We start from the raw sequence: 20,089 nt of genomic DNA on the forward strand, positions 1-20,089 counted from the left end.
CCATCAAATGCTTGCTGTTTCATACAAATCGCGTATAGAATCTTCAATAGCTTGCCACATAACACGACAATCGATTGTTTCTTACGCAACGGGTTAACGGGGCGTGTCGTATAGTACTCGTGCAACTGACGGAACGCCTCATTATGGCGAATCAATGGCATCATCACTCGAAAGAGAAGGGCGCGTAGCCGTTTTCGTCCTCGCTTCGAGATTCGTTTTTGTCCCCTGTGTTGCCCTGACGAGTTCTCCTTTAGTGTCAAGCCCGCTAATTTCATCAGTTGCCGCGGATCTTGATACTGGGCAAAGCTTCCGATTTCCGACAACAATTCCACAATCGTCGCATCTCCTAGCCCTGGGATCGTTTGGAGCCATTCATATTCGGCGGTTTTTTGAGCGAGTGCCGTCAACTCTTCTGTGAGGGCTGCGATCTCTTGTTCCAATTGGCGATATCGGCGGACCAACGTGGCGATTTCGATACGGGCCATCTGTTGTCCTTCCGTGATGCCAATCGAATGACGGGCCACCTCTAACAGCTTTTGAAGTTTCGGCTTTTGCGGGCATTTGAGTCCTTCGCTTTGCCGATACAGCCCCATGAGTCCTTCGACCGTTTGATCGACGATGTCCATCGGAAATGGCGTTTTTTCTAAGACCGCCAGCGCGATTTTTCCGAACGACGGAAACACCTGCACAAACTCAGGAAAGTAGCGATCGAGCCATCGAATCATTTGATTGTGGACGGCATTCCGTTCCTTGAGTAATGACTCTCGAAACGTACTTCCTGCTCGTAATTCCGCCTCCACCTCATGGAGAATACGCGGATAGCTAAAACGTCCGTCTTTGACCAGTTTCGCAATGACAAGAGCATCTTTGGCATCATGCTTCGTTGGTAAGTTGTCGTCGAGCTCTTTTGACCGTTTGACATGCATCGGGTTGACCATCACCAACGGGATCCCTTTTTCCTCGAGGAAGTAGGCGAGGTTCAACCAGTAATGTCCGGTCGGCTCGATTCCGACGATCACTTCCGTTTTGCCAAACTCCCTCATCGCCTCTTGGATCAGCGCATAGAACTGTTCAAATCCGGCTCTCGACTGGAACACCGGAAACCGCTTCTTCAGCTCCCTTCCTCGTGCATCCACCATCGCTGCGTAATGTTTTTGCTTGGCAATATCCATTCCAATCACTAATGTTTGATCGGTGACTTGTTCAATTTTGCGATTTTGTGTACAATTCATTGTAGAGTCCTCCTTGGTTTGATGATAGGTGTTTGTTGGTACCCCTGCATCATACCAAGAGGGCTTTTTTCTTTCAAGTCCCCCAAAACCTTTCTAACAGGAATGCTCCTTAATGGGCTTTTTAATGGAAAAAGTTCAGCACCATTCGGAGAAGAATCATGCTTTTTCACGGTAAAAAAGGAGCACATAAAGTTCATTTTAAATCCTTTTCAACTTCAAAAAAGATCAAATAAAAATAGAGAAGCCAGCTGGCTTCTCTATTTTAGGCACTAACATTTTGTTCGTTAGCGGAAATAATTCCTTTATGTTGTAATTCAGTTCTTGTTTCTTCATCCGCAGGACGGTACCCTTTTTCAAGTAATTCTTTAATATAAATTTTATTATAGATAAAAGAAAAAATAATTCCAGGAATCCAAGCTCCAAAACCAAATGTTAAAAAACCTACAACAACTGATGTAATAAACATAATAGCTGCCCATTTTAAATCTCCTCTAAATAAAGCAGGAAAGAAACCGAAAAAGAAAGTAGTCCAACTAAATCCTATCTTAACTTCTTTCGTTACACCTGCATCGTTTTTTAATCTTGCTTTCATAAAATACACCTCCTTTGCTCCTATATTGAAACAAGTTAATTATACTATAAAAATTTCATATTTTGTATTATTTTATCAAAGTTTGTACTTTTACCCTGATCCAAATGACATTCGCAAAAAACACCAAAACGAACACTTAGTACCTTTCAATGGGACCGGAAGAAGCTGCTTAAGCCGTTAAACATTTACTCGATGTAAAGTACGTCATCCCAAGCCACACCTTCCCAACGAAAGACACCTCTCCAGAACCTGAAGTGTTAAATCAATTGCTAACCGCTTTTCCGATCGTTGAAAATATGATGGATAAAGATCAAATGCTAAAAAATCTTTTAAAAGATTATGCTGATACAAAAGTTGTCACCATTTCATATGGGGAAGAAGTGGAATTGAGAAAATCGTGATAACCGGTTAATCGTTTAAACCGTTCAAAAAACGTTCAGGAAAAATCTGAGCGTTTTTTTGTAAACTTTAATTTTTTATTACTTCTTTCTATTAAATAAGTATTATTAATTAAATCTTTTACAATTTTATTTTACCAAATATGGATTATATTTACTTATGATTTTTTAGGTTAACCTTAAATGGGAGGCAATCGTAATGAAAAAGGCAGTCATAATTTTTTATACAATTGCAAGTTTTCCAATCCTTTCATTTCTATATTCTTTCATTTTTCACCAAGCTGTTAAGGTAAAGGATATTTTTTACGCTACAACCCTCTTATCTTCAGCTTTTTGGCTACAAAGAGGTTTGAAAAAAGAAAATTATTCTAAATAAAATGAATCTAATACCAATTATCCCTTGTAAAATCCTTACAAATTAATGTTAAGGCATCATATATGACTGATTAGTTCTTTCAACTTGAAGGTTTTCTTATTCGATTTCGTGGTTCTGCACGTTAATTTCGCGGTTTGACAGCTTTTTTTCGCGATTTCGCCTATTCATTTCGCGGGTTGATGTTTCTTCCCACGGTTTCGTGTAATAATTTCGCGGTTACGTGTAATAATTTCGCGATTTTTCGCGGTTTCCTCCCTCCCGCTTCATTAAAAATACAAAAGCCCCAACACAACCAGGTTGAGGCTTTCTTGAAGCTACATCTTCCTCTTTACATTTTTGATTACTATTTTACTTTGAGGAATACTTGGCATGCTGTTCATTTTATAACTTAAATCTTTCTCAGGAATTTCATATTCCATTCGATTTGCTAGATAATCAAGACTCACCTTCATAACTTCGATGGTGATCCACTCACCAGCACAGCGATGTCCCATGAAGTAATCACCACCACCCTGAGGTATAAAACTGAAAGGATTTTCTTCCCATTTCGCAAATCGCTCTGGGTTGAACACTTCTGGATTTTCCCAAAGTTCAGGGTCATGGTTTGTTCCATATAAGTCAAGCAAAGTTAAGGTGCCTTCTTCAAATTTATACCCCTTCCAAGTAAAATCTTTTTTCACCAGTGCCGCGACAAATGGGAAAAAAGGATAAAAGCGGCGAACCTCCTGAACAAACATCTCGGCATATTTTTCATCTCGGGACTCAAGTTTCTTCCTTTCCTCGGGATAATGATGCACTGCCAGCGCTATGAAGTTAATATATATAGCAATCGCCACAATCGGTCTTAAGATATTGATGACTTCTACAGCAGCGATCTTCTTATTTAACAGATTCCCTTCCAAATCACGATGCCACGCAAATTTATGTAATGCAGTGTTTTCAGGAGGATTGAGATTTCTATTACGAACTTCCTCAATAAGTCCTTCAATCCAGCTTTCAACACGATTTCGTGCATTTCTCCCTAGCCAATGTGCCGGACCAATTTCAGCTGGTGACTCAAACATGGCCCCTAAATCTTTAGTTAATCTTATTATTTTGTCTTCTGGAACTGGTACACCTGCCCACTCACAGGCTGTCCTACACATAATTTCCTTAGCCTCTTCATAAAAAATAACCTCATCCAACTGTTCCCACTTCTCTACTGCCTGTTCCCACTGTCTTTTTGTAATGTGGATTAGTTTTTCAAGTGCTTCAGAAGACATGATGGACATAAACATTTCCTTGCGATGTTTATGAGCTTGTCCATCTAGTGCTTGAACTCCATTTTTACCAAACAATGTTTGCACTACCCGGTTTGGTGCTGCATTTTTTCTTTTGAATTTCTCAGTGTCATAAAAGACTTCTGCTGCTTCCTTTCCTCCCATGCAAATCGCTTTTTGACCAAGCAATCTCGTCTCGAAAATATCAGAATTAAAACTTTTACGTCTGTTTAAAATGTACATATACCCTTCACGCATAAGGCTTAAAGTATGATCAAATCCTTCTTCTCTAGGCATTGGATTTATGTTTGACATATGATTCATCTCCCTTTTTATGAGTACACCCTTATTTTTTGTAAAATTGTCCCTTTTTTACTCTCAAAAAGTAGGGGAATTACTCAAAAAAAGGAATTGATTAATGGGCAAATTACGCGGTTACCCCCTCCAGCATCTTAAAAAGATAAAATCCCTAATACTACCCGGTTGGGGATTTTCTAATCACGAATGATTGTTTTTTTTATAAATCAATCTTGTAATCATCCCACCAGGCGTTTCACCCTTGATGGAACATGTACTATGTTCATAGCCATTGAACAGAACCAAAATAGTATTGAACTTTACAATTTCTGGTGTTAAGATAAGAGTAGATCTACCTTGTAATACAAGATAGATATTATTTTTCATTCACTATCTTGCATTACAAGATAGAAAGGGTGAAAAAGCTTTGTCTCTTCGAAGTCAGCTTTTAAAAGGAGTTTTGGAGGGGTGTATTTTAGGGATTATCGATAAAGGAGATGTATATGGATATGAATTATCATCAAAGCTTCAGCAAATGGGCTTACATGATGTAAGTGAAGGTTCTATTTATCCAATATTATTGCGGCTTCAAAAAGCAAATCTTATTCAAGGTGAAATGCGTGACTCCCCTACTGGCCCAAAAAGAAAATATTATCGTTTAACGAATGAGGGCAAAAACGCGCTTGAACAGTTTATATACGAATGGGAAAGACTGAAAAAACCAGTCGATCACATTTTATTGGGAGGGAATTATGATGGACTCTAAAGAGCTAATTAAACTAAATAATGAAAAGCGAAAGCAATTAACGAAGGAAAATGTAAAATATTATGACCAAATGCTCTTATATATTCGCTCTCACCTCATACTTTCAGAACAACAAACGGAAGAAATATTAATGGAATTACTTGATCATCTTTTAGAAGCGCAAAACAACGGAAAAACAGTGGAAGATGTTTTTGGAAAAGATTTGAAATCTTATTGTGATGAGCTCATACGCCAATTACCGAAGGAAAAGGGGAAAACATCTTTTACCTTTATCACTTATTTAATCACTATGATTGCTGGAATTATGATCATGATATCAGGATTAGCCAATATCATTACGGGATTTTTTAAAAAATTCGATCAAACCTTTTTTCTTGGAACAACGATTGTAGGCTTTGTAATACAAGTTTTGATGATCTTTCTTTTCGTTTACATTGTATTTTCTTGGATAAAGTGGTCAGCTTTTAAAGAAAATTTGAATAAAATAGTAGAGTTTTTAATTATATTTCTGTTATCATCTTTAGCCTTTTTCGGCATCATTTTTATACCAAAATGGATTCCTCCTTTCGGTGTCGAATTTGAAATAAGTGGATATGTCATGATCATCATCGGTTTGATTATTTTGTTTATATCTAAATGGATCAATATAAAATTTCGATTGACTAGATAATAAAAAATTAGAAATGATATGTAACACTAGTATTTAATAAAAATTCCAATACGAAATTTTATAACATGTGAACTATTGAGTACTGCGGCCCATTATGTATAGAAAAGGAAATAACCTACCCTAATACACATGACTGGTATGAGGATAGGTTATTTCTTTTTTATAGAAAAATAGCTGTGACGATCACAGGTATACAATAAATGCCCTTTTCCTCAATCGCCACATCGACTTGCTTTTTAGCTTATTGATCGTTTGATAGCTGCAAAGCTTTTTTCATATTTTTCCATGCATTCGCCTTACCGTACATTAATACACCGCCTTTATACACTCGTGCCCCAAAAATTGCTAATAGGATGATGGTCGCAATCAGTAAAGCGATGCCAACGAGCGGCTCCCAAATTGGCAAATCGAGCATGCCGACGCGAAGGAACATCAGCATCGGAGTAAAAAGCGGAATGTAAGACGTAATCGTAACATAAGAAGCTTCTGGATTTCCTAAACCAAAGATCGCCAGCATAAAACCTGCGACGACAAGGAGCATCAATGGTGTGATCATCTGTTGGACATCTTCAATTCGGCTTACTAATGATCCTAACAGGGCGGCCATTGTCGCATATAATAAATATCCTAATATAAAGAAAATCAATGCATAAATAATCGTGGAGAGCGAAGTATTTTCAAAGCCAAAGAAGGTAAAAAATCCACCTTCCATTTCATTTATATTTTGTTTAATCGAAATATAGCCGATCATCAGCCATAATGCTAGCTGCGTTAAACCTAATAAAGCAATGCCGAAAATTTTCGCAAACATTTGGGTAACGGGCGACACGCTTGAAATTAAAATTTCCATAATACGGGAAGATTTTTCTGTCGCCACCTCCATCGCAATCATGTTCGCATACATGACGACGGCAAAATAAATCATAAATAAGAGCACATACACTAGCCCTCTCGCTTGATTTAATTCCTCTTCTGTTTTCGCATTGGCATTTAACGCTTCTTTTTCAAATGCTACAGGTGTATTTAATTTCCCCAGTGCTTCTTCGGTTAACTGCAATTGTTTGGCTGTCCACATCATGTTGATCTGCTGCAGCGCAGCTTCTAAATCTCCTGGGATCGTTGTATCTGCTAATGAATTCGCTTTATATATCGCCTTTGGCAACTGGTTATCATTTAATGATAAAACGAGATACCCTTTGATTTCTTCATTTGACACACGTTCTTTTAATTCGTTTTCTGAGGAATTCGCTTTTTCCAATTGAATATCAGGATTGATAATCTTTACTTGTTCCTTAAGTTCAGGAAACAATACATCCGTCTGATCCATCACGGCGATTTTTTCTACATCGCTTTTCGATTCAAAAAAATTGATAATTTTCGTCATATTCGTTAAACCTAAAATAATGAGCAAAGTAATAATAGTTGAAATGATATATTGTTTGGACGTTAATTTGCTTAAATATGTATGAAAAAGAACTGTCCAAAAGTTATTCATAGGCTGCACCTACTTTCTCAATGAAAATATCATTTAAACTAGGTTCTTCTAATTGAAATTTGCGAATAAATCCTTTATCCACAATTTGCTTGAAAATTTCTTCAGCCACTTCTTCTCTTTCTATTTGTAATTGCACACCTTCTGCTGTATATTTCACTTTTACGACTCCATTAACATTTTCTAAAAATTGAAAATCAAAGTCCCCGTGAATAATCAAGTTTTTCTTGCCAAAGGATCGTTTAATTTCTTTTAACGACCCGTGCACAACAGGGCTTCCCTTATGCATAATACATAAATGCTTGCACAATTCCTCCACATGCTCCATGCGATGGCTCGAAAAAACAATAGAAGTGCCGCTATTTTTTAAATCAATAACAGCTTCTTTCAACTGCTCAACATTCACTGGATCTAATCCGCTGAACGGTTCATCTAAAATAAGCAGCTTCGGCTTATGAAGGACAGCTGCAATAAATTGAATTTTTTGCTGGTTTCCTTTCGACAATTCCTCAACCTTTTTATCAGCATATTCAGGTACTTTAAAGCGGTCAAGCCAATCGTATAGCTCTTTTAGTGCCGCCTTTTTGCTCATTCCTTTTAATCTTGCTAAATAGACAATTTGATCTTTTACTTTTAACTTCGGATATAATCCTCTTTCCTCTGGCAAATAGCCGATGAACGGACTCATTCGATAATCAATTGCTTGGCCGTTCCATGTAATCCTTCCTTCCGTTGGCTTTAAAAGTCCTATAATCATCCGAAATGTTGTTGTCTTTCCAGCCCCGTTTGCACCTAAAAAACCAAACATTTCTTTTTCAGGAATGGAAATGGATAATTGATTCACCGCCGTGAAGTCACCAAATTTTTTCGTTATGTTCTCAAGCTTTAACGACATTTTTTCTTCCTCCTCTCCTCTATTACTTACTACGTTTTAAAAGTGGAAAAAGTTCTGTTTTATGAACAAATAAACAGGGCGTCTTATATAGCGTTCAAACTAAACCATTTCGGTAAGAGATCAAGGAAACTAAAGTGAACAAGATCGTCAATGTTGACGGGTCGTATGGAAAAATGGTGAGTATGAACGCCGCTAACGCCCGGAGATTAATGAGACTTCGAAACCTTCAAGTGATCAACAAATATTCGATTTTTTCCTTAACTACGAAAAATATTTTCCAATCATTTACATGACATATTAGTGAATTTTGGATGATAATCTTCTAGAAAATGAAAAGGATCTTCTTCTAAAACATTTTCAACTGTGGATTGTATAGTTTCTGTCTGGACTTCACCTGTTTCTGAAAATCTTTCTTTAAATTGTTCTTCCGCTTGCTCGATCAATTTGTGCTGAAAAAGGTTTAAAATTTGATCTAACTGCTGACTTGCTCGGATGGTTTCTCTTGATGTCATTCCGTGTTTCTTAGAAGCTTGTATTAATTTGTTTCGTTCTTTTTCAATTAAAACCGTATATAAGTAATTTTTCATAGAAACCATCCTCCTTATATTTCACCTTTATACCTATTTTAGGATATTTTCCTTACTTTTGGTAGAGAAAAAGTAATAAAAAAGCACGAATTATTTAAAAATTCAGTTAAATATTTCGGCTCAAATACTTATTAGGTTTCAGAGAAAAATTTAGCAACGTGCTCCCACTGTCGATCACATCCTACTTTGCTATATTTTATTTGTTGAAATTCTCCCGTTTAAGTGCCTTCCATATTTCCCGGACAATATTTTTGAAATGAACGATTAAATAATGTTTATGAAAAGTCTAAACAAAAAGCAATGCCCGAATAGAGCATTGTTTTTATAGGAAAAAGGTAGTGTATATGATATTAGTGTGAAACGTTTATCCTTCATTATCATCCTTCACAGCTTGTTCAAAAGATTGCAGCTGTTCACTTGATCCAAACACAATTAATCGATCATCGGCTTCTAGCTCTACATCAGCACTAGGATTTGAGATGAATTGATCTCCTTTTAAGACAGCAACTACCGTAATTCCATATTTTTTGCGAATGTCTGCTTCTTTAATCGTTTTATAAATAATAGGGGAGAATCTCCCTAAATAAATTTCTTCAAATCCATATTCCTGCTTGCCAACTTGTAGCATCATGTCTACATAGTCCACGCTTTTTGGCTTTAATAAAGAAAGAACCATTTGTTTTCCACTAATGGAGTGTGGGGTAATGACTTTATCAGCTCCAGCTTTGATTAATTTATCTTTCGAATCATTTTTTTCAGCACGTGTTACAATTGTTAAGCTTGGGTTCAGTGCTTTTGCCGATAAGGTAATAAAAACATTCTCTGCATCCCTTGGCAGTGTTGTAACTAAACCGGATGCCCGTTTAATTCCAGCTTTGATTAGGATTTCATCATTTGTCGCATCTCCTATGACATAGTTCCCCTTTTTATACGCTAATTGAGTGATAATTTCTTCGTTTTGATCAATGAATACAGCCGGAATTTGTTTATCCTGCAAATATTGCATGACTTGTTCCCCAACACGTCCGAGTCCACAAACAATAATATGACCTGACAATTTTTCAATTTCTTTTTCCATTTTTCTTCTCCTCACCGCCAGTGAAAGTTCTCCTTCTATAATTAACGCTGTAATCGATCCGATCACATATGTCACAATTCCAATACTAATGGGAATAATCAACAAAGCAAATACTCTTCCTGCAAATGTTACGGGAATCGTGTCACCATAACCAACCGTCAACACCGTAATAATCGTTAACCAAAAAGCATCAAAAAATGTCATGCTTTCAAAAATCATAAAGCCGATCGTACCGAATACTGCAAGTATGATCATTAAACCTAATCCAAATCTCAAATGTCGAAAACCGTTCATAACCAAAACCTCTTATTCTTCTTTTTTCATAAATTTCAGGCAAGGTTGGCCAGAGGCTTGCAAAACAACCTGTGACGGAAGCGCCTTCGATTTAAATTGGTACGCCTTGCATCCACGAGGATGAACTTTATCCCATGTCACATAAAAATATCGACACTTAAAACAATTGACCTTCACGTTTTAAGCTACCTCTCTTTTCTCTTTTGATCAAAAACAAGCGTTTATCCTTATTTTATCAAATATATAAAACTAAACGAATGGATCTTTTTAGTGCAGACAAAAACCATGAGATAAGGAAACTTTTCTCGTTGTTACTTTAATATGTTAATTATTGATAATAATAGAATTGTTGGTAAGATAAACTATATCAAAATTCTTAATTTTAATATAGTTTACATTGTATGTTTAACACATTTATTCCTCAATTATTTATGCATGACCAATTTCAGGGGAGGTTTTCTCAACGGAAGATTTGTTATTAATTGTAATTTAAATTAGGATCAAACCCCTTGGCAAAATAGCGAAGCGTTTTTTATTATTCTTTTGAGTTGCAACAAATGATAAAATAAGGTACGAAAAAAGTGTAAGGCATAAGGAAACCTTACACTTTTTTACAAGCTATTTCATTCCATAATCTCTCGGTTTCGCGCTCCAATCTCTCGGTTTCGCACTTTATTCTCTCGGTTCCGCACTCCAATCTCTCGGTTCCAGCACTTATTCTCTCGGTTTCGCGCTCCAATCTCTCGGTTTCGCGCTTTATTCTCTCGGTTTTGCGCTCCAATCTCTCAGTTCCGCACTTTAATCTCTCGGTTTCAGCACTTATTCTCTCGGTTTCGCGCTCCAATCTCTCGGTTCCAGCACTTAATCTCTCGGTTTCGCGCTTCAATCTCTCGGTTTCGCGCTCCAATCTCTCGGTTTCGCACTTTATTCTCTCGGTTCCGCACTCCAATCTCTCGGTTTCGCGCTCCAATCTCTCGGTTTCGCGATCAAATATTAGTTATATCAGCTGCATTGATAAGACAAGTGGTATTTTTTCTTCCTTATCTAAATCGATTTCCTTTAAAACTTAAACGGTTTCCCTATTTTCTTCCTTTAATTTTTGAATTTCCTTTTCCAATTCATCTTGCATGTCAGGATCAAAATAATTATAGTTAGAGATGCTCATAGGGCTGGAAAACTGGCTGCCAGCTTGTACTTCGGCTTCCATCATTAAAATACGCTCTTCAGCCTTGGCTACTCCTTTTGCAATGTTCTCTGTATGAAATAAAGCACTAATGTTTTGAATATGTTTAATAGACTGTGCTACATTAGCCCTTGAAATTAATAGAAGTCTTTTATGCTGAAATTCATTGTATGTTTTTTTCAGATGATTCAACTTTTCCTGTAATGTCGCCGTTTGTCCTTTAATTGCCTCATATTGTTCTTTATAAAGACTTAGCTGCTTCTCATAGATAAGTTTTTCCTTTACTGCTAATCTTGCAATGGAGTCTTCTCCTTGTTCCACCGCCAGTTTGGCCTGACGTTCTCTTTTGGCAACCATTTTTTCCATCTCCTTCATGAGCGCTTCTTGTTTCTTCTCCAGAAAAATTTGGCGGGAAAGGGCTTGCTGCGCTTTCATGATTTCCTTTTCCATTTCTCTTATATATTGATTTAGCATGGCGATCGGGTCTTCCATCCCATCTAATAATCCATTTATTTCAGCCATTGTAATCGTTTTAAATCGTTTAAAAATCCCCATTTCATTGATCCTCCTTTTTACTCATTTGCTTCTTTTCCCACTCATCTAAGAAATCCTTATTACTGTTGTTTACTGGAATAATAGGTTCATAGATCGGTGTTTCCATCATATTATGCTGATACGAACGATCCTTTTTTCTCTTTTTCATCCATCTAAATAAGAGGAACGCAACAGCTAATCCAACAATGAGGAATACGAAAAGATCCATCAAATGGAACCCTCCTCCAAATTGAGGACCGTGCATGAAGTGGTGGTGTCCTAATCTCGCACCATGACCCCTACCTATTGGGGGATGATGTGGACTACCAAAAAAAGTGAGAAACCCTCCTAATACATTTAGGAAAAACTTAATCACCACGGCGATTACGACCGCAACAACGACGAATAAAATACCTTTATTTACTTTACTCTTCATCTATTTTTCCTCCTTCCTTTGCTTGATGATTAAATTCTAGGAAAAGAAAGTGAAAAAATGGTGAAAATAGAGATTTGAATAAATAAAATTTATAAAAGCTCTCGTAAGACTTGAAAAGCAATCGGTTGGACACCCTGATCCCTTATTGTCCAGTCATGATGAAACAGCCAATAAAAAAAGCGCAAAGGATTTTATCTCCCTTACGCTTTCTTCATGACTATACTTCTGACACCTTTAAGGTACGCTTTTTTCGGCTTTTTCTCTGTGCTCTCAACAATTTTGCGGATAAATAAATTCCAGACACTGTTAGGAAAATGATGCTGATAGCGGCAATATCAATGATCCACGTAATATCCATCGTTCTTAATCGTCCTTCATGGAGACCGCGAACAATGGCCATTAACGAATTGCTTCCTTCCTCTCTCTTTAATACTTCTCTCGCTTCAAAGTTTTTTTGTTGTACACCTGACAAATCCTCGTTCGAGCCTGCTAATGTCTTTCCTTGCTCTGGATCTTGAATAAAAACTGGTTTATGTCTTTGTTCTTGTCCCAATAACCAAGGTTCTGTCAATAATAGGCCTGTAATGGCTTCCATTAGCAAGAAAACAGAAGTAATTAATCCAATCCATAAGTGCGCTTGTCTCATTTTTTTCATTTTTCTTCCTCCTTGTAAAATCCTCAGGTGGGATTGTAAAGAAGAAAGATGAAAATATGGTGAAAATAATACATAAACTACGTAAAAAACCTTTCCCCAGGCTTACGCTCTCTTAATTTTTCCAGACAAAGGAATTCGTACAGTAAACGTGCTTCCCTTGCCTAATTCACTGGAAACTTGGATGGTTCCCCCATGAGCTTCAACTATCCATTTGGCAATTGCCAACCCTAATCCATGTCCGCTCATTTGCCGTGATCGTGATTTATCAGATCGATAAAAACGGTCAAATATACGATCCTGATCTTCCGGCTTGATCCCTATTCCACTGTCCTGTACTTTTATATTTAACTCATTTCCTTCAGCTGAAAGGAATAGTTTCACTTCTCCTCCATTTGGTGTGTATTTAATCGCATTATCAAGTAAGATATATAAAAGCTGTGTTAATCTTTCCGGATCCCCATGGGCAATAAGCGTTTCAGGTGCGTGCAAATGAAGATGAATCTGCTTAGATACAGCTAGCGGCTCAACAGATTGGATAACTTTTTCTGCACGAGGTCGAAAGTCAAAAGTTTTGTTTAAAAGTTCAATTGTTCCCGAATCTGAACGAGCCAATGTTAATAAATCCTCTACTAATTTTGTCATCCGCTTTACTTCATTCTTCATATTAAAGATTAGCTTTCGTAAAAAATCATCCTCTTCCTTATCGTTTGTCATTTCCATCGCATTAATGGAAGATAGCATGACACTTAAAGGAGTACGCAATTCATGAGAGGCATCTGCTACAAATTCACGTTGTCTGGCAAATGCTTGAGTAATTGGAACCATAGCTTTTTTGGACATCAAATAACTAATATAAAGGGCCACGACGAAAAATAGAACAGCCATTCCTAATAGAATGAACAAGAGCCATTTAAATAATTGATAAGCAAACGAAATATCTTTTCCGATATAAAGCATACCGATAAATTGATTATGATAAAAAATCGGACGACCAGTCATCATAAGATGAATTTCATGATGCTCCGGAGGGGAACGCAATTCATCACTTTTTCCCTTCCCCTTCGGACCCCATTTGGAAAAAGTCACCTCTAGAGTTTCTTTTCGAATTTCTTGGTGTTTTGGAACCCATCCTTGCAGAAGCTTGAATAAGTCAGAACGTACTTCGGGTATGATTTCATCTCCTATAATGAGTTGACCTTCAGGACTTACCAAATAATAAAAAAATTGATCGACACCTGCTAACACTAAATTTTCATTTCCGATTCCCTTCAACTCTCTATGGTTATTTTGCATTAAATAGTTTTCAATAATGCGTGCTTCCTCATTCGCCGTTGATTTGAGTTCACGTTCCTGATTCTTTAAAATCACGACATAAAGCAACGAATAAACAACCACAATGAAAAGGATGAGAAAAAGCATAAGCAGTCCACTGTATAACAAGGTTAAGCGATTTTGTGTATTCCTAAACACATCCTTCTCCCTACGATGCCGTAAATCGTAGTTGAATGAAAAGAGACTATTTTTCAAATTTGTACCCTACCCCTCTTATACTTTTTAGTAAATCTTGCTTACCTATCAAATCTAATTTTTTTCGCAGTAATTTGACGGTTGCATCAATCGTTTTCATGGATACATCTGTTTCATAGCCCCAGACTCGATCAAGAATGACTTCACGAGGTAATACTTGTCCCTTATTTTGAAGCAATAAATCCAATAGCTGAAATTCACGCGGGCTTAATTGAATTTCCTTGTCCCCTTGACGGATCACTTGGCTTGTCCGATTGAGCACCATATCATGAATTTGAACCTCCTCTTCTAGGAAAGGAGCATAGTTTCGGCGGGAAAGTGCTCGTAACCGGGCAAGAAGCTCATCGATTTCAAACGGTTTAACAAGATAATCATCCGCTCCCGAATCCAATCCTTCAATACGGTCTTCAACTGCATCTTTCGCTGTCAGCATAAGAATAGCACGAGAATATCCTTTTTTTCGCAAGCGCCGGCATACTTCCACCCCATCACCGTTTGGCATCATCCAGTCCAAAATCAATACATCATAGTGAGAAGCTATGGCATAATCGTAAGCATCTTCCCCCTCCATAACCCAATCAACCATATATCCTCCCTTCTTCTTTAACATATAAACGATCAATTCACCAAGCTGCAAATCATCTTCTGCGAGAAGAATATTCATAAGAACAGTTCCTCCTTTAAACGTTTATCAAAATTCTCCTATCGTTCTATCATAATACTTCTTAGTAAAAAGATAGTGAAAGGATGTAGGAAAGTAAATATTTCTACTCTTAAAACCGTGGTTTTTCTCAAACTGCATAACAAAAAAATAAGAAAACTCAAATTTTACAAAAAAATCAAATTTATTTAATACTAGATTTACAAAATCTTTCTATTATTAAATTAGAATAAGTGAATATGAATAGTAGGTTTAGAAACGGAGAAACCACAATAAACAAATAGGATAGGTATAAATCCTAACTGTTTTAGTGGTTTCTTTTTTTCTTATAAAAGGGGGGAGAAAAGTTTGCATGAGGAGTTTTTCACGAAAGTAAATGAAGATCGACTTATTGCAGCAATTAAACATCCAAAGGGAATTGAACAATTTTTACAAACAAACTTGCATGTTTCTTTTTTACAAACTGGTAACATTAGTGTCATTAAACGATACGTTCAATTGCTTAAAAATGCTAATCGATTCGTTTTTCTTCATATAGAAAAGATTCCTGGAATTAGTTATGATCGCGAAGGTTTGCAATTTTTAGCAAAATTTGTGCAACCGACAGGAATTGTTACAACAAAAAGTTCACTTATTCAATTAGCCAAAAAAGAAGGATTAATTTCGATTCAACGTCTTTTTCTTATTGATACGGATGCCGTAAAAAATGGGCTTCAGTCTATTCAAGAAGTAAAGCCAGATGCTCTTGAATTAATGCCAGGCATAATCCCTGAAATGATTAAAAAAGTTAAACAAAAAACAAACGTTCCAATCATTACAGGGGGCCTTATTCGTCATGAAACCCATATCTTACATGCATTAGAAAGTGGAGCGATAGCCACCTCAGTCGGAAGTCCAAACAGAAGAACGATGTTTCTAACGGGGGTGGCCCTAATATAATATCGAGCCCCTTCGCTAATGAAAACGACAGCTACTCCATTTCCAACGAAAAAACCATCTTGATATGGAGTAAAGGTCATATAAGGTTTGATTGTCTCGAAACGACTTGGTTTTTCGCCTTAAAAGCTAAATTATTCCCTTTGAAGTCTCCATATCAAGACATACGAGATATTCCATTATGAATATAGCAAAAATACTATGATCCATTACATCAATTTCCGATTAAACGCTTTGAGGAACTACTTCAAGCATTGTTCCGTTCTTAGCAAAATTTATATGCCATGAGAGAGCTTTTTCTAAAATATGAGGAGTATGCCCTCCTCTTGCAAGAGCTTCATAGTAATATTCGCGCAGTTGATCGCGATACATAGGATGGGCACAACGTTCAATAATAAGTTCCACACGCTGTCTTGGCGCTAATCCCCGCAAATCCGCATACCCTTGCTCTGTGACAATGACATCTACGTCATGTTCAGTATGGTCAACATGGGAGACAAAAGGGACAATGCTTGAAATTTTCCCATCTTTCGCGATTGACTTTGTCACAAAAATCGCCAAGCGAGCATTCCTTGCAAAATCACCGGATCCGCCAATACCATTCATCATTTTCGTTCCGAGTACGTGGGTTGAATTGACATTACCGTAGATGTCCACTTCCAATGCTGTGTTTATGGAAATCAATCCGAGACGGCGGATAATTTCAGGGTGGTTGGAAATTTCCTGTGGTCTCATGATTAATCGGTCGCGATATTTTTCAAAATTCGAGAAAACCACCTTCATTTTCGGCTCTGAAAGGGTTATAGAACAGCCAGAAGCAAAACGGATTTTGCCCGCATCCATCAAATCGAAGACCGCATCTTGCAATACTTCAGAATATACCTCTAAATCAGAAAATTCTGACTCTAATAAGCCGTGAAGTACGGCATTGGCGACTGAACCGATGCCTGACTGAAGCGGGGCAAGGCGTTCTGTTAACCGACCAGCTTTAATTTCATTACGCAAAAACTCTATGAGATGCTGTGCCATAATGAACGTTTCCTCATCTGGAGGCACAATTGTTGACGGTGAATCCGGCTGATTGGTAAACACGATCCCTTTAACCTTTTCTACGTCAATCGGTATTCCGATCGTACCGATTCGATCATCTACTTTGGTCAACGGAATCGGTTTTCTTTCTCCTTGTTTCCCAGGTTCATATAAATCATGAACCCCTACTAAGTCTACAGGTTGTGCCATATTAATCTCTATAATGATCGATTTGGCGTGCTGAGCGAATGACAACGAGTTTCCAATGGATGTTGTCGGTATGACCATTCCGTCATTTGTAATCGAAACCGCTTCCAAAATTGCGAAATCGATTGGATCCATAACATTTGAACGCACTAATTCAGCAGTATGGGACAAATGCTGATCGACAAATAAAATATCCCCTTTGTTGATCCCTTTTCTCATCGTAGGATCCGCCTGAAAAGGAAGCCTTTTTCCCAAAATACCAGCTTCCGCAAATAGTTTATCAATATCAGAACCTAAAGATGCTCCTGTATACACATTTACTTTAAACGATTCGCGCTCTGCACGTTTCACCAACGAATATGGAACCGCTTTCGCATCACCCGCACGTGTAAATCCACTTAATCCCAATGTCATTCCATCTTGGATCCATGATGCGGCTTCATCAGCTGTGACCACTCGATCGCGTAAACGCAAATCTTCAATCCTTTCTAATTTATTTTCCATTTCCCCCATCACCTCTCCCATAAATGAATTTAAAATTTATTTTAACGGTTAAAATTACCGAAACAAGGTTTTGGGGATAAATGACCAAAAATTCAGATAAACAACTAAATTTCCATACTAAAACAGAATGGTTTTTAAAATCCTAACAATTTTCGAAAATAGCTGGAGTAGGATTGGCTGACAGGTATTTTATCGCCATTATTCATCAACAGCAAAAAGGTCGAATGTGTATCAGGGTAAATTTCATTAATATGATTGACATTCACGATAAAAGCCCGATGGCATCGTATAAAATAATCTTTTGGAAGCAAATATTCAAATTCTTGGAGAGAGTTTTTATGCGTGCCTGAGCATCCATCACCATACACATATGTCTTTTTATCCTTAGCTTCTAAATACGCAACTTGCGAAAAAGGAATAGGAATCCACCCGTCTTCGGTTTTGACGGTCACAACAGATTTTCCGTCCGTCAAAGCAGGGAAAATCGCGGTAACGCATCCCTCAAGCTTTCCTTCATCAAAAAAAGGTACAGCCATTCCGTGATAAGGAACGCCAAACACATCGCGGTTAATAAACTCCGAAACTTTTTGCTTAGTTTGCAAAGCTTTATACGCAATCGTTCCTTCTTTGACCAAGTCTCCTGCCCTAATTTTTAGATCAATCCGTTTACTCGGCCGGTAATAAATATATTCCTTTGTATTAGAAACAGCAATCGAAACTTCATCGGAAAATAATTCTCCTATAACGTCTAACAGAGAAACGATCGTCATGCGTTCCATTTTTCAACACCTTTCATTATCTAAAAATCTTGCAAGATATTATTATTTTACATTACAGTTCAACAGTAATTATACGGGATTCATAAAATGCCTCACAAATATCTTTTGGCTCTTTTCTAAAAGATTGTTGCTTTATAACCTTAGCTTTTCAACTGTCCAGGCAAGCGACACGCTTGCTATGTCACACTTTAGTGTGACGTGAACCGAACAAAAGGCGATGGCCGGACAAATGTAATTTGTCCGACCAGGTGCTTTGTTCGGTTCATGGACAGTCGAAAAGCAACAATGTTTACGAAAACAGCCTATCTTTTAAATAACTGTAATGAATAATTCCAATATAAAAAGGAGTACTCATAATGAAACTGATTTGTGATTCTTCACATGAGCTTGAAAATCAGGGAAAATATTTAACTTATTTTGTCAAGTGTGATTTGATTTCTTAATAAGTTGGATTGGTTCAATTATATTGGGTATTCTCATCTATTTTGCTTATCGAAAGTTCATTAGAAACGAGACATTTACGATTGTCAGTAGTAAAGTATTATTCAGTTCTACTTTCATGACCATCTTTTTAGGTGCACTTGCGTTAGTCATTGAAGCAATTACAATCTCAATGCCTTAGAAAATGTATGGAAGTTTTTACCTACATCGTTAACGCCATTGACACAGATGGAGTACCCTTTCTACCTTTTTGGACTCTCTAGTGCATTTTTTCCACCGAAATATCCTTTTTAAAATATATTGTTGTTATGATGTACGTGATGGTTGACAGAGATTAAAAAACAGATTAATATTTAAACAGTTTAAATATTAAGCAGTTTAAACAAGTAGGGTGATATATAAATGAATTGGGAAGATTTAGATGCTTATATTGAACGTCTTGAAAATGCATACGAAACAACCATACGTAAAATTGGAAATGAGATATCAGAAGATAGCAAAGAACTTGGATTGACACGCGCTCAATATTATATATTATTTTTGCTATCGAAAAGAACGTATTATACATCGTCTGAATTAGCCGAAAAGCTTGAGGTGAAGCCAAGTGCAGTAACAGTTATGATTGATAGATTGCTTAAAACAAACTTAGTCAAAAGAGAACGTGATAAAAATGATCGTAGAATTATCAAGATCAAGATTACTACTGATGGGGAGAAAATCTTACATCGTGTGAAACAAAAGAGAAAAGAAGTACTAAAGCGTTATTTTATTCAATTGGAAGATAAAGAACTAGAGTCACTGTTATCTATTTTTGATAAGCTTGCAAAATTAGCGAGAGAAGATAAATAAGTATTATTTAAATAGTATAAATATTAAACAATTTAATTAAATATTGAGGTGGGATGAAAAGTGAGTCAACAGCAAGGAATTGACACCAAGCTAGTGTTGATTGGTTTATTTATTGGTTTGTTTTTCAGTTCGTTGGAACAGACAGTCGTTGGAACGGCAATGCCTACCATTATAAAAGATTTAAATGGTTTTTCGATTTTCGCATGGGTTACAACTGCCTATTTAATTTCTTCAACATCCGTTACTCCCATTGTTGGAAAATTGTCTGACCAATATGGAAGAAGACTTTTATATTTAATTGGCGTATTAATCTTTATGTCTCTTCACCATAGTTTGTGATTTAAGCACAATTCTGGCAATTAGTTAGCTAGATTATGGCCCCTCACAATCTCTCCTTCTTCAGCTTACAGAC

General features: G+C 36.9%; 21 protein-coding genes and 1 pseudogene. 7 read left to right on the forward strand and 15 right to left on the reverse strand.

All coding sequences use genetic code 11. The annotated features are described in order from the left end of the window. Together J2S06_RS14875 and J2S06_RS14880 are read right to left on the reverse strand one after the other, a co-directional pair. Positions 1 to 1,232, reverse strand: a 1,232-nt coding sequence (locus tag J2S06_RS14875) for an IS110 family RNA-guided transposase (RefSeq protein ID WP_419152803.1), incomplete at its 3' end; no start/stop codon positions are given. A 262-nt stretch (positions 1,233 to 1,494) separates the two neighbouring features. Continuing rightward, positions 1,495 to 1,824, reverse strand: a complete 330-nt coding sequence (locus tag J2S06_RS14880) for a DUF2628 domain-containing protein (RefSeq protein WP_419152804.1) — start codon at positions 1,822 to 1,824, stop codon at positions 1,495 to 1,497. Positions 1,825 to 2,090: 266 nt separating this feature from the next. Between J2S06_RS14880 and J2S06_RS14885 the strand changes: the two genes are divergently transcribed. Beyond that, positions 2,091 to 2,225, forward strand: coding sequence for a hypothetical protein (locus J2S06_RS14885; protein ID WP_419152805.1), 135 nt, complete (start codon positions 2,091 to 2,093; stop codon positions 2,223 to 2,225). 196 nt (positions 2,226 to 2,421) lie between these two features. Continuing rightward, on the forward strand, positions 2,422 to 2,598 hold the full coding sequence (locus tag J2S06_RS14890; RefSeq protein WP_419152806.1) for a hypothetical protein: 177 nt from the start codon (positions 2,422 to 2,424) through the stop codon (positions 2,596 to 2,598). Positions 2,599 to 2,912: 314 nt separating this feature from the next. Here J2S06_RS14890 and J2S06_RS14895 read toward each other — a convergent pair whose 3' ends face one another. After that, positions 2,913 to 4,172 carry a cytochrome P450 gene (locus J2S06_RS14895; protein ID WP_419152807.1) on the reverse strand — a complete coding sequence of 420 codons (1,260 nt, stop codon included), beginning with the start codon at positions 4,170 to 4,172 and terminating at the stop codon, positions 2,913 to 2,915. A gap of 409 nt (positions 4,173 to 4,581) precedes the next feature. Between J2S06_RS14895 and J2S06_RS14900 the strand changes: the two genes are divergently transcribed. Together J2S06_RS14900 and J2S06_RS14905 are read left to right on the forward strand one after the other, a co-directional pair. Then, positions 4,582 to 4,920 (forward strand): PadR family transcriptional regulator, encoded by a 339-nt coding sequence (locus tag J2S06_RS14900; RefSeq protein ID WP_419152808.1) that lies wholly within the window; start codon positions 4,582 to 4,584, stop codon positions 4,918 to 4,920. Beyond that, entirely contained in the window at positions 4,910 to 5,590 is a 681-nt protein-coding gene (locus J2S06_RS14905; RefSeq protein WP_419152809.1) for a DUF1129 family protein, read from the forward strand. The genes J2S06_RS14900 and J2S06_RS14905 overlap by 11 nt, the downstream gene beginning before the upstream one ends. 241 nt (positions 5,591 to 5,831) lie before the next feature. Here J2S06_RS14905 and J2S06_RS14910 read toward each other — a convergent pair whose 3' ends face one another. The 10 genes and pseudogenes from J2S06_RS14910 to J2S06_RS14955 all read right to left on the reverse strand — a co-directional run bounded on the left by J2S06_RS14910 (position 5,832) and on the right by J2S06_RS14955 (position 14,935). Continuing rightward, positions 5,832 to 7,085 carry an ABC transporter permease gene (locus tag J2S06_RS14910; protein WP_419152810.1) on the reverse strand — a complete coding sequence of 418 codons (1,254 nt, stop codon included), beginning with the start codon at positions 7,083 to 7,085 and terminating at the stop codon, positions 5,832 to 5,834. Further along, entirely contained in the window at positions 7,078 to 7,977 is a 900-nt protein-coding gene (locus tag J2S06_RS14915) for an ABC transporter ATP-binding protein (protein WP_419152811.1), read from the reverse strand. The genes J2S06_RS14910 and J2S06_RS14915 overlap by 8 nt, the downstream gene beginning before the upstream one ends. A gap of 281 nt (positions 7,978 to 8,258) precedes the next feature. Continuing rightward, entirely contained in the window at positions 8,259 to 8,564 is a 306-nt protein-coding gene (locus J2S06_RS14920) for an aspartyl-phosphate phosphatase Spo0E family protein (protein WP_419152812.1), read from the reverse strand. A gap of 364 nt (positions 8,565 to 8,928) precedes the next feature. Next, positions 8,929 to 9,936 carry a potassium channel family protein gene (locus tag J2S06_RS14925; RefSeq protein ID WP_419152813.1) on the reverse strand — a complete coding sequence of 336 codons (1,008 nt, stop codon included), beginning with the start codon at positions 9,934 to 9,936 and terminating at the stop codon, positions 8,929 to 8,931. Between the two features lie 601 nt (positions 9,937 to 10,537). Then, entirely contained in the window at positions 10,538 to 10,906 is a 369-nt protein-coding gene (locus J2S06_RS14930; RefSeq protein WP_419152814.1) for a hypothetical protein, read from the reverse strand. Positions 10,907 to 11,002: 96 nt separating this feature from the next. After that, the gene (locus J2S06_RS14935; RefSeq protein WP_419152815.1) at positions 11,003 to 11,674 is read right to left on the reverse strand and encodes a PspA/IM30 family protein; all 672 of its coding nucleotides are present in this window, start codon (positions 11,672 to 11,674) and stop codon (positions 11,003 to 11,005) included. A gap of 1 nt (position 11,675) precedes the next feature. Further along, complete coding sequence (locus tag J2S06_RS14940; protein ID WP_419152816.1) at positions 11,676 to 12,089, reverse strand: hypothetical protein; 414 nt, start codon at positions 12,087 to 12,089, stop codon at positions 11,676 to 11,678. 217 nt (positions 12,090 to 12,306) lie between these two features. After that, positions 12,307 to 12,792: pseudogene (locus tag J2S06_RS14945) on the reverse strand (PepSY-associated TM helix domain-containing protein); the annotation flags it as partial. Between the two features lie 54 nt (positions 12,793 to 12,846). Further along, positions 12,847 to 14,214: a sensor histidine kinase gene (locus J2S06_RS14950; protein WP_419152817.1), complete on the reverse strand. Its 1,368-nt coding sequence runs from the start codon at positions 14,212 to 14,214 to the stop codon at positions 12,847 to 12,849. Positions 14,215 to 14,260: 46 nt separating this feature from the next. Then, positions 14,261 to 14,935, reverse strand: coding sequence for a response regulator transcription factor (locus J2S06_RS14955; RefSeq protein ID WP_419152818.1), 675 nt, complete (start codon positions 14,933 to 14,935; stop codon positions 14,261 to 14,263). A 345-nt stretch (positions 14,936 to 15,280) separates the two neighbouring features. On the opposite strand from J2S06_RS14955, the gene J2S06_RS14960 reads away from it, so the two are divergent. Continuing rightward, the gene (locus tag J2S06_RS14960) at positions 15,281 to 15,871 is read left to right on the forward strand and encodes a glycerol-3-phosphate responsive antiterminator (RefSeq protein WP_419152819.1); all 591 of its coding nucleotides are present in this window, start codon (positions 15,281 to 15,283) and stop codon (positions 15,869 to 15,871) included. A 222-nt stretch (positions 15,872 to 16,093) separates the two neighbouring features. Here J2S06_RS14960 and J2S06_RS14965 read toward each other — a convergent pair whose 3' ends face one another. Next, entirely contained in the window at positions 16,094 to 17,608 is a 1,515-nt protein-coding gene (locus J2S06_RS14965; RefSeq protein ID WP_419152820.1) for an acetyl-CoA hydrolase/transferase family protein, read from the reverse strand. A 134-nt stretch (positions 17,609 to 17,742) separates the two neighbouring features. Next, positions 17,743 to 18,387, reverse strand: a complete 645-nt coding sequence (locus tag J2S06_RS14970) for a LytTR family DNA-binding domain-containing protein (RefSeq protein WP_044747298.1) — start codon at positions 18,385 to 18,387, stop codon at positions 17,743 to 17,745. Positions 18,388 to 19,230: 843 nt separating this feature from the next. Here J2S06_RS14970 and J2S06_RS14975 point away from each other — a divergent pair. Both J2S06_RS14975 and J2S06_RS14980 read left to right on the forward strand, forming a co-directional pair. Continuing rightward, on the forward strand, positions 19,231 to 19,677 hold the full coding sequence (locus tag J2S06_RS14975) for a MarR family winged helix-turn-helix transcriptional regulator (protein WP_419152821.1): 447 nt from the start codon (positions 19,231 to 19,233) through the stop codon (positions 19,675 to 19,677). A gap of 60 nt (positions 19,678 to 19,737) precedes the next feature. After that, a complete protein-coding gene (locus J2S06_RS14980; RefSeq protein ID WP_459077058.1) occupies positions 19,738 to 20,016 on the forward strand; it encodes an MFS transporter in 279 nt (92 codons plus the stop codon). Positions 20,017 to 20,089 lie beyond the last annotated feature (73 nt).

The organism is Bacillus alveayuensis (assembly GCA_030812955.1).
Lineage (GTDB): Bacteria > Bacillota > Bacilli > Bacillales > Aeribacillaceae > Bacillus_CB > Bacillus_CB alveayuensis.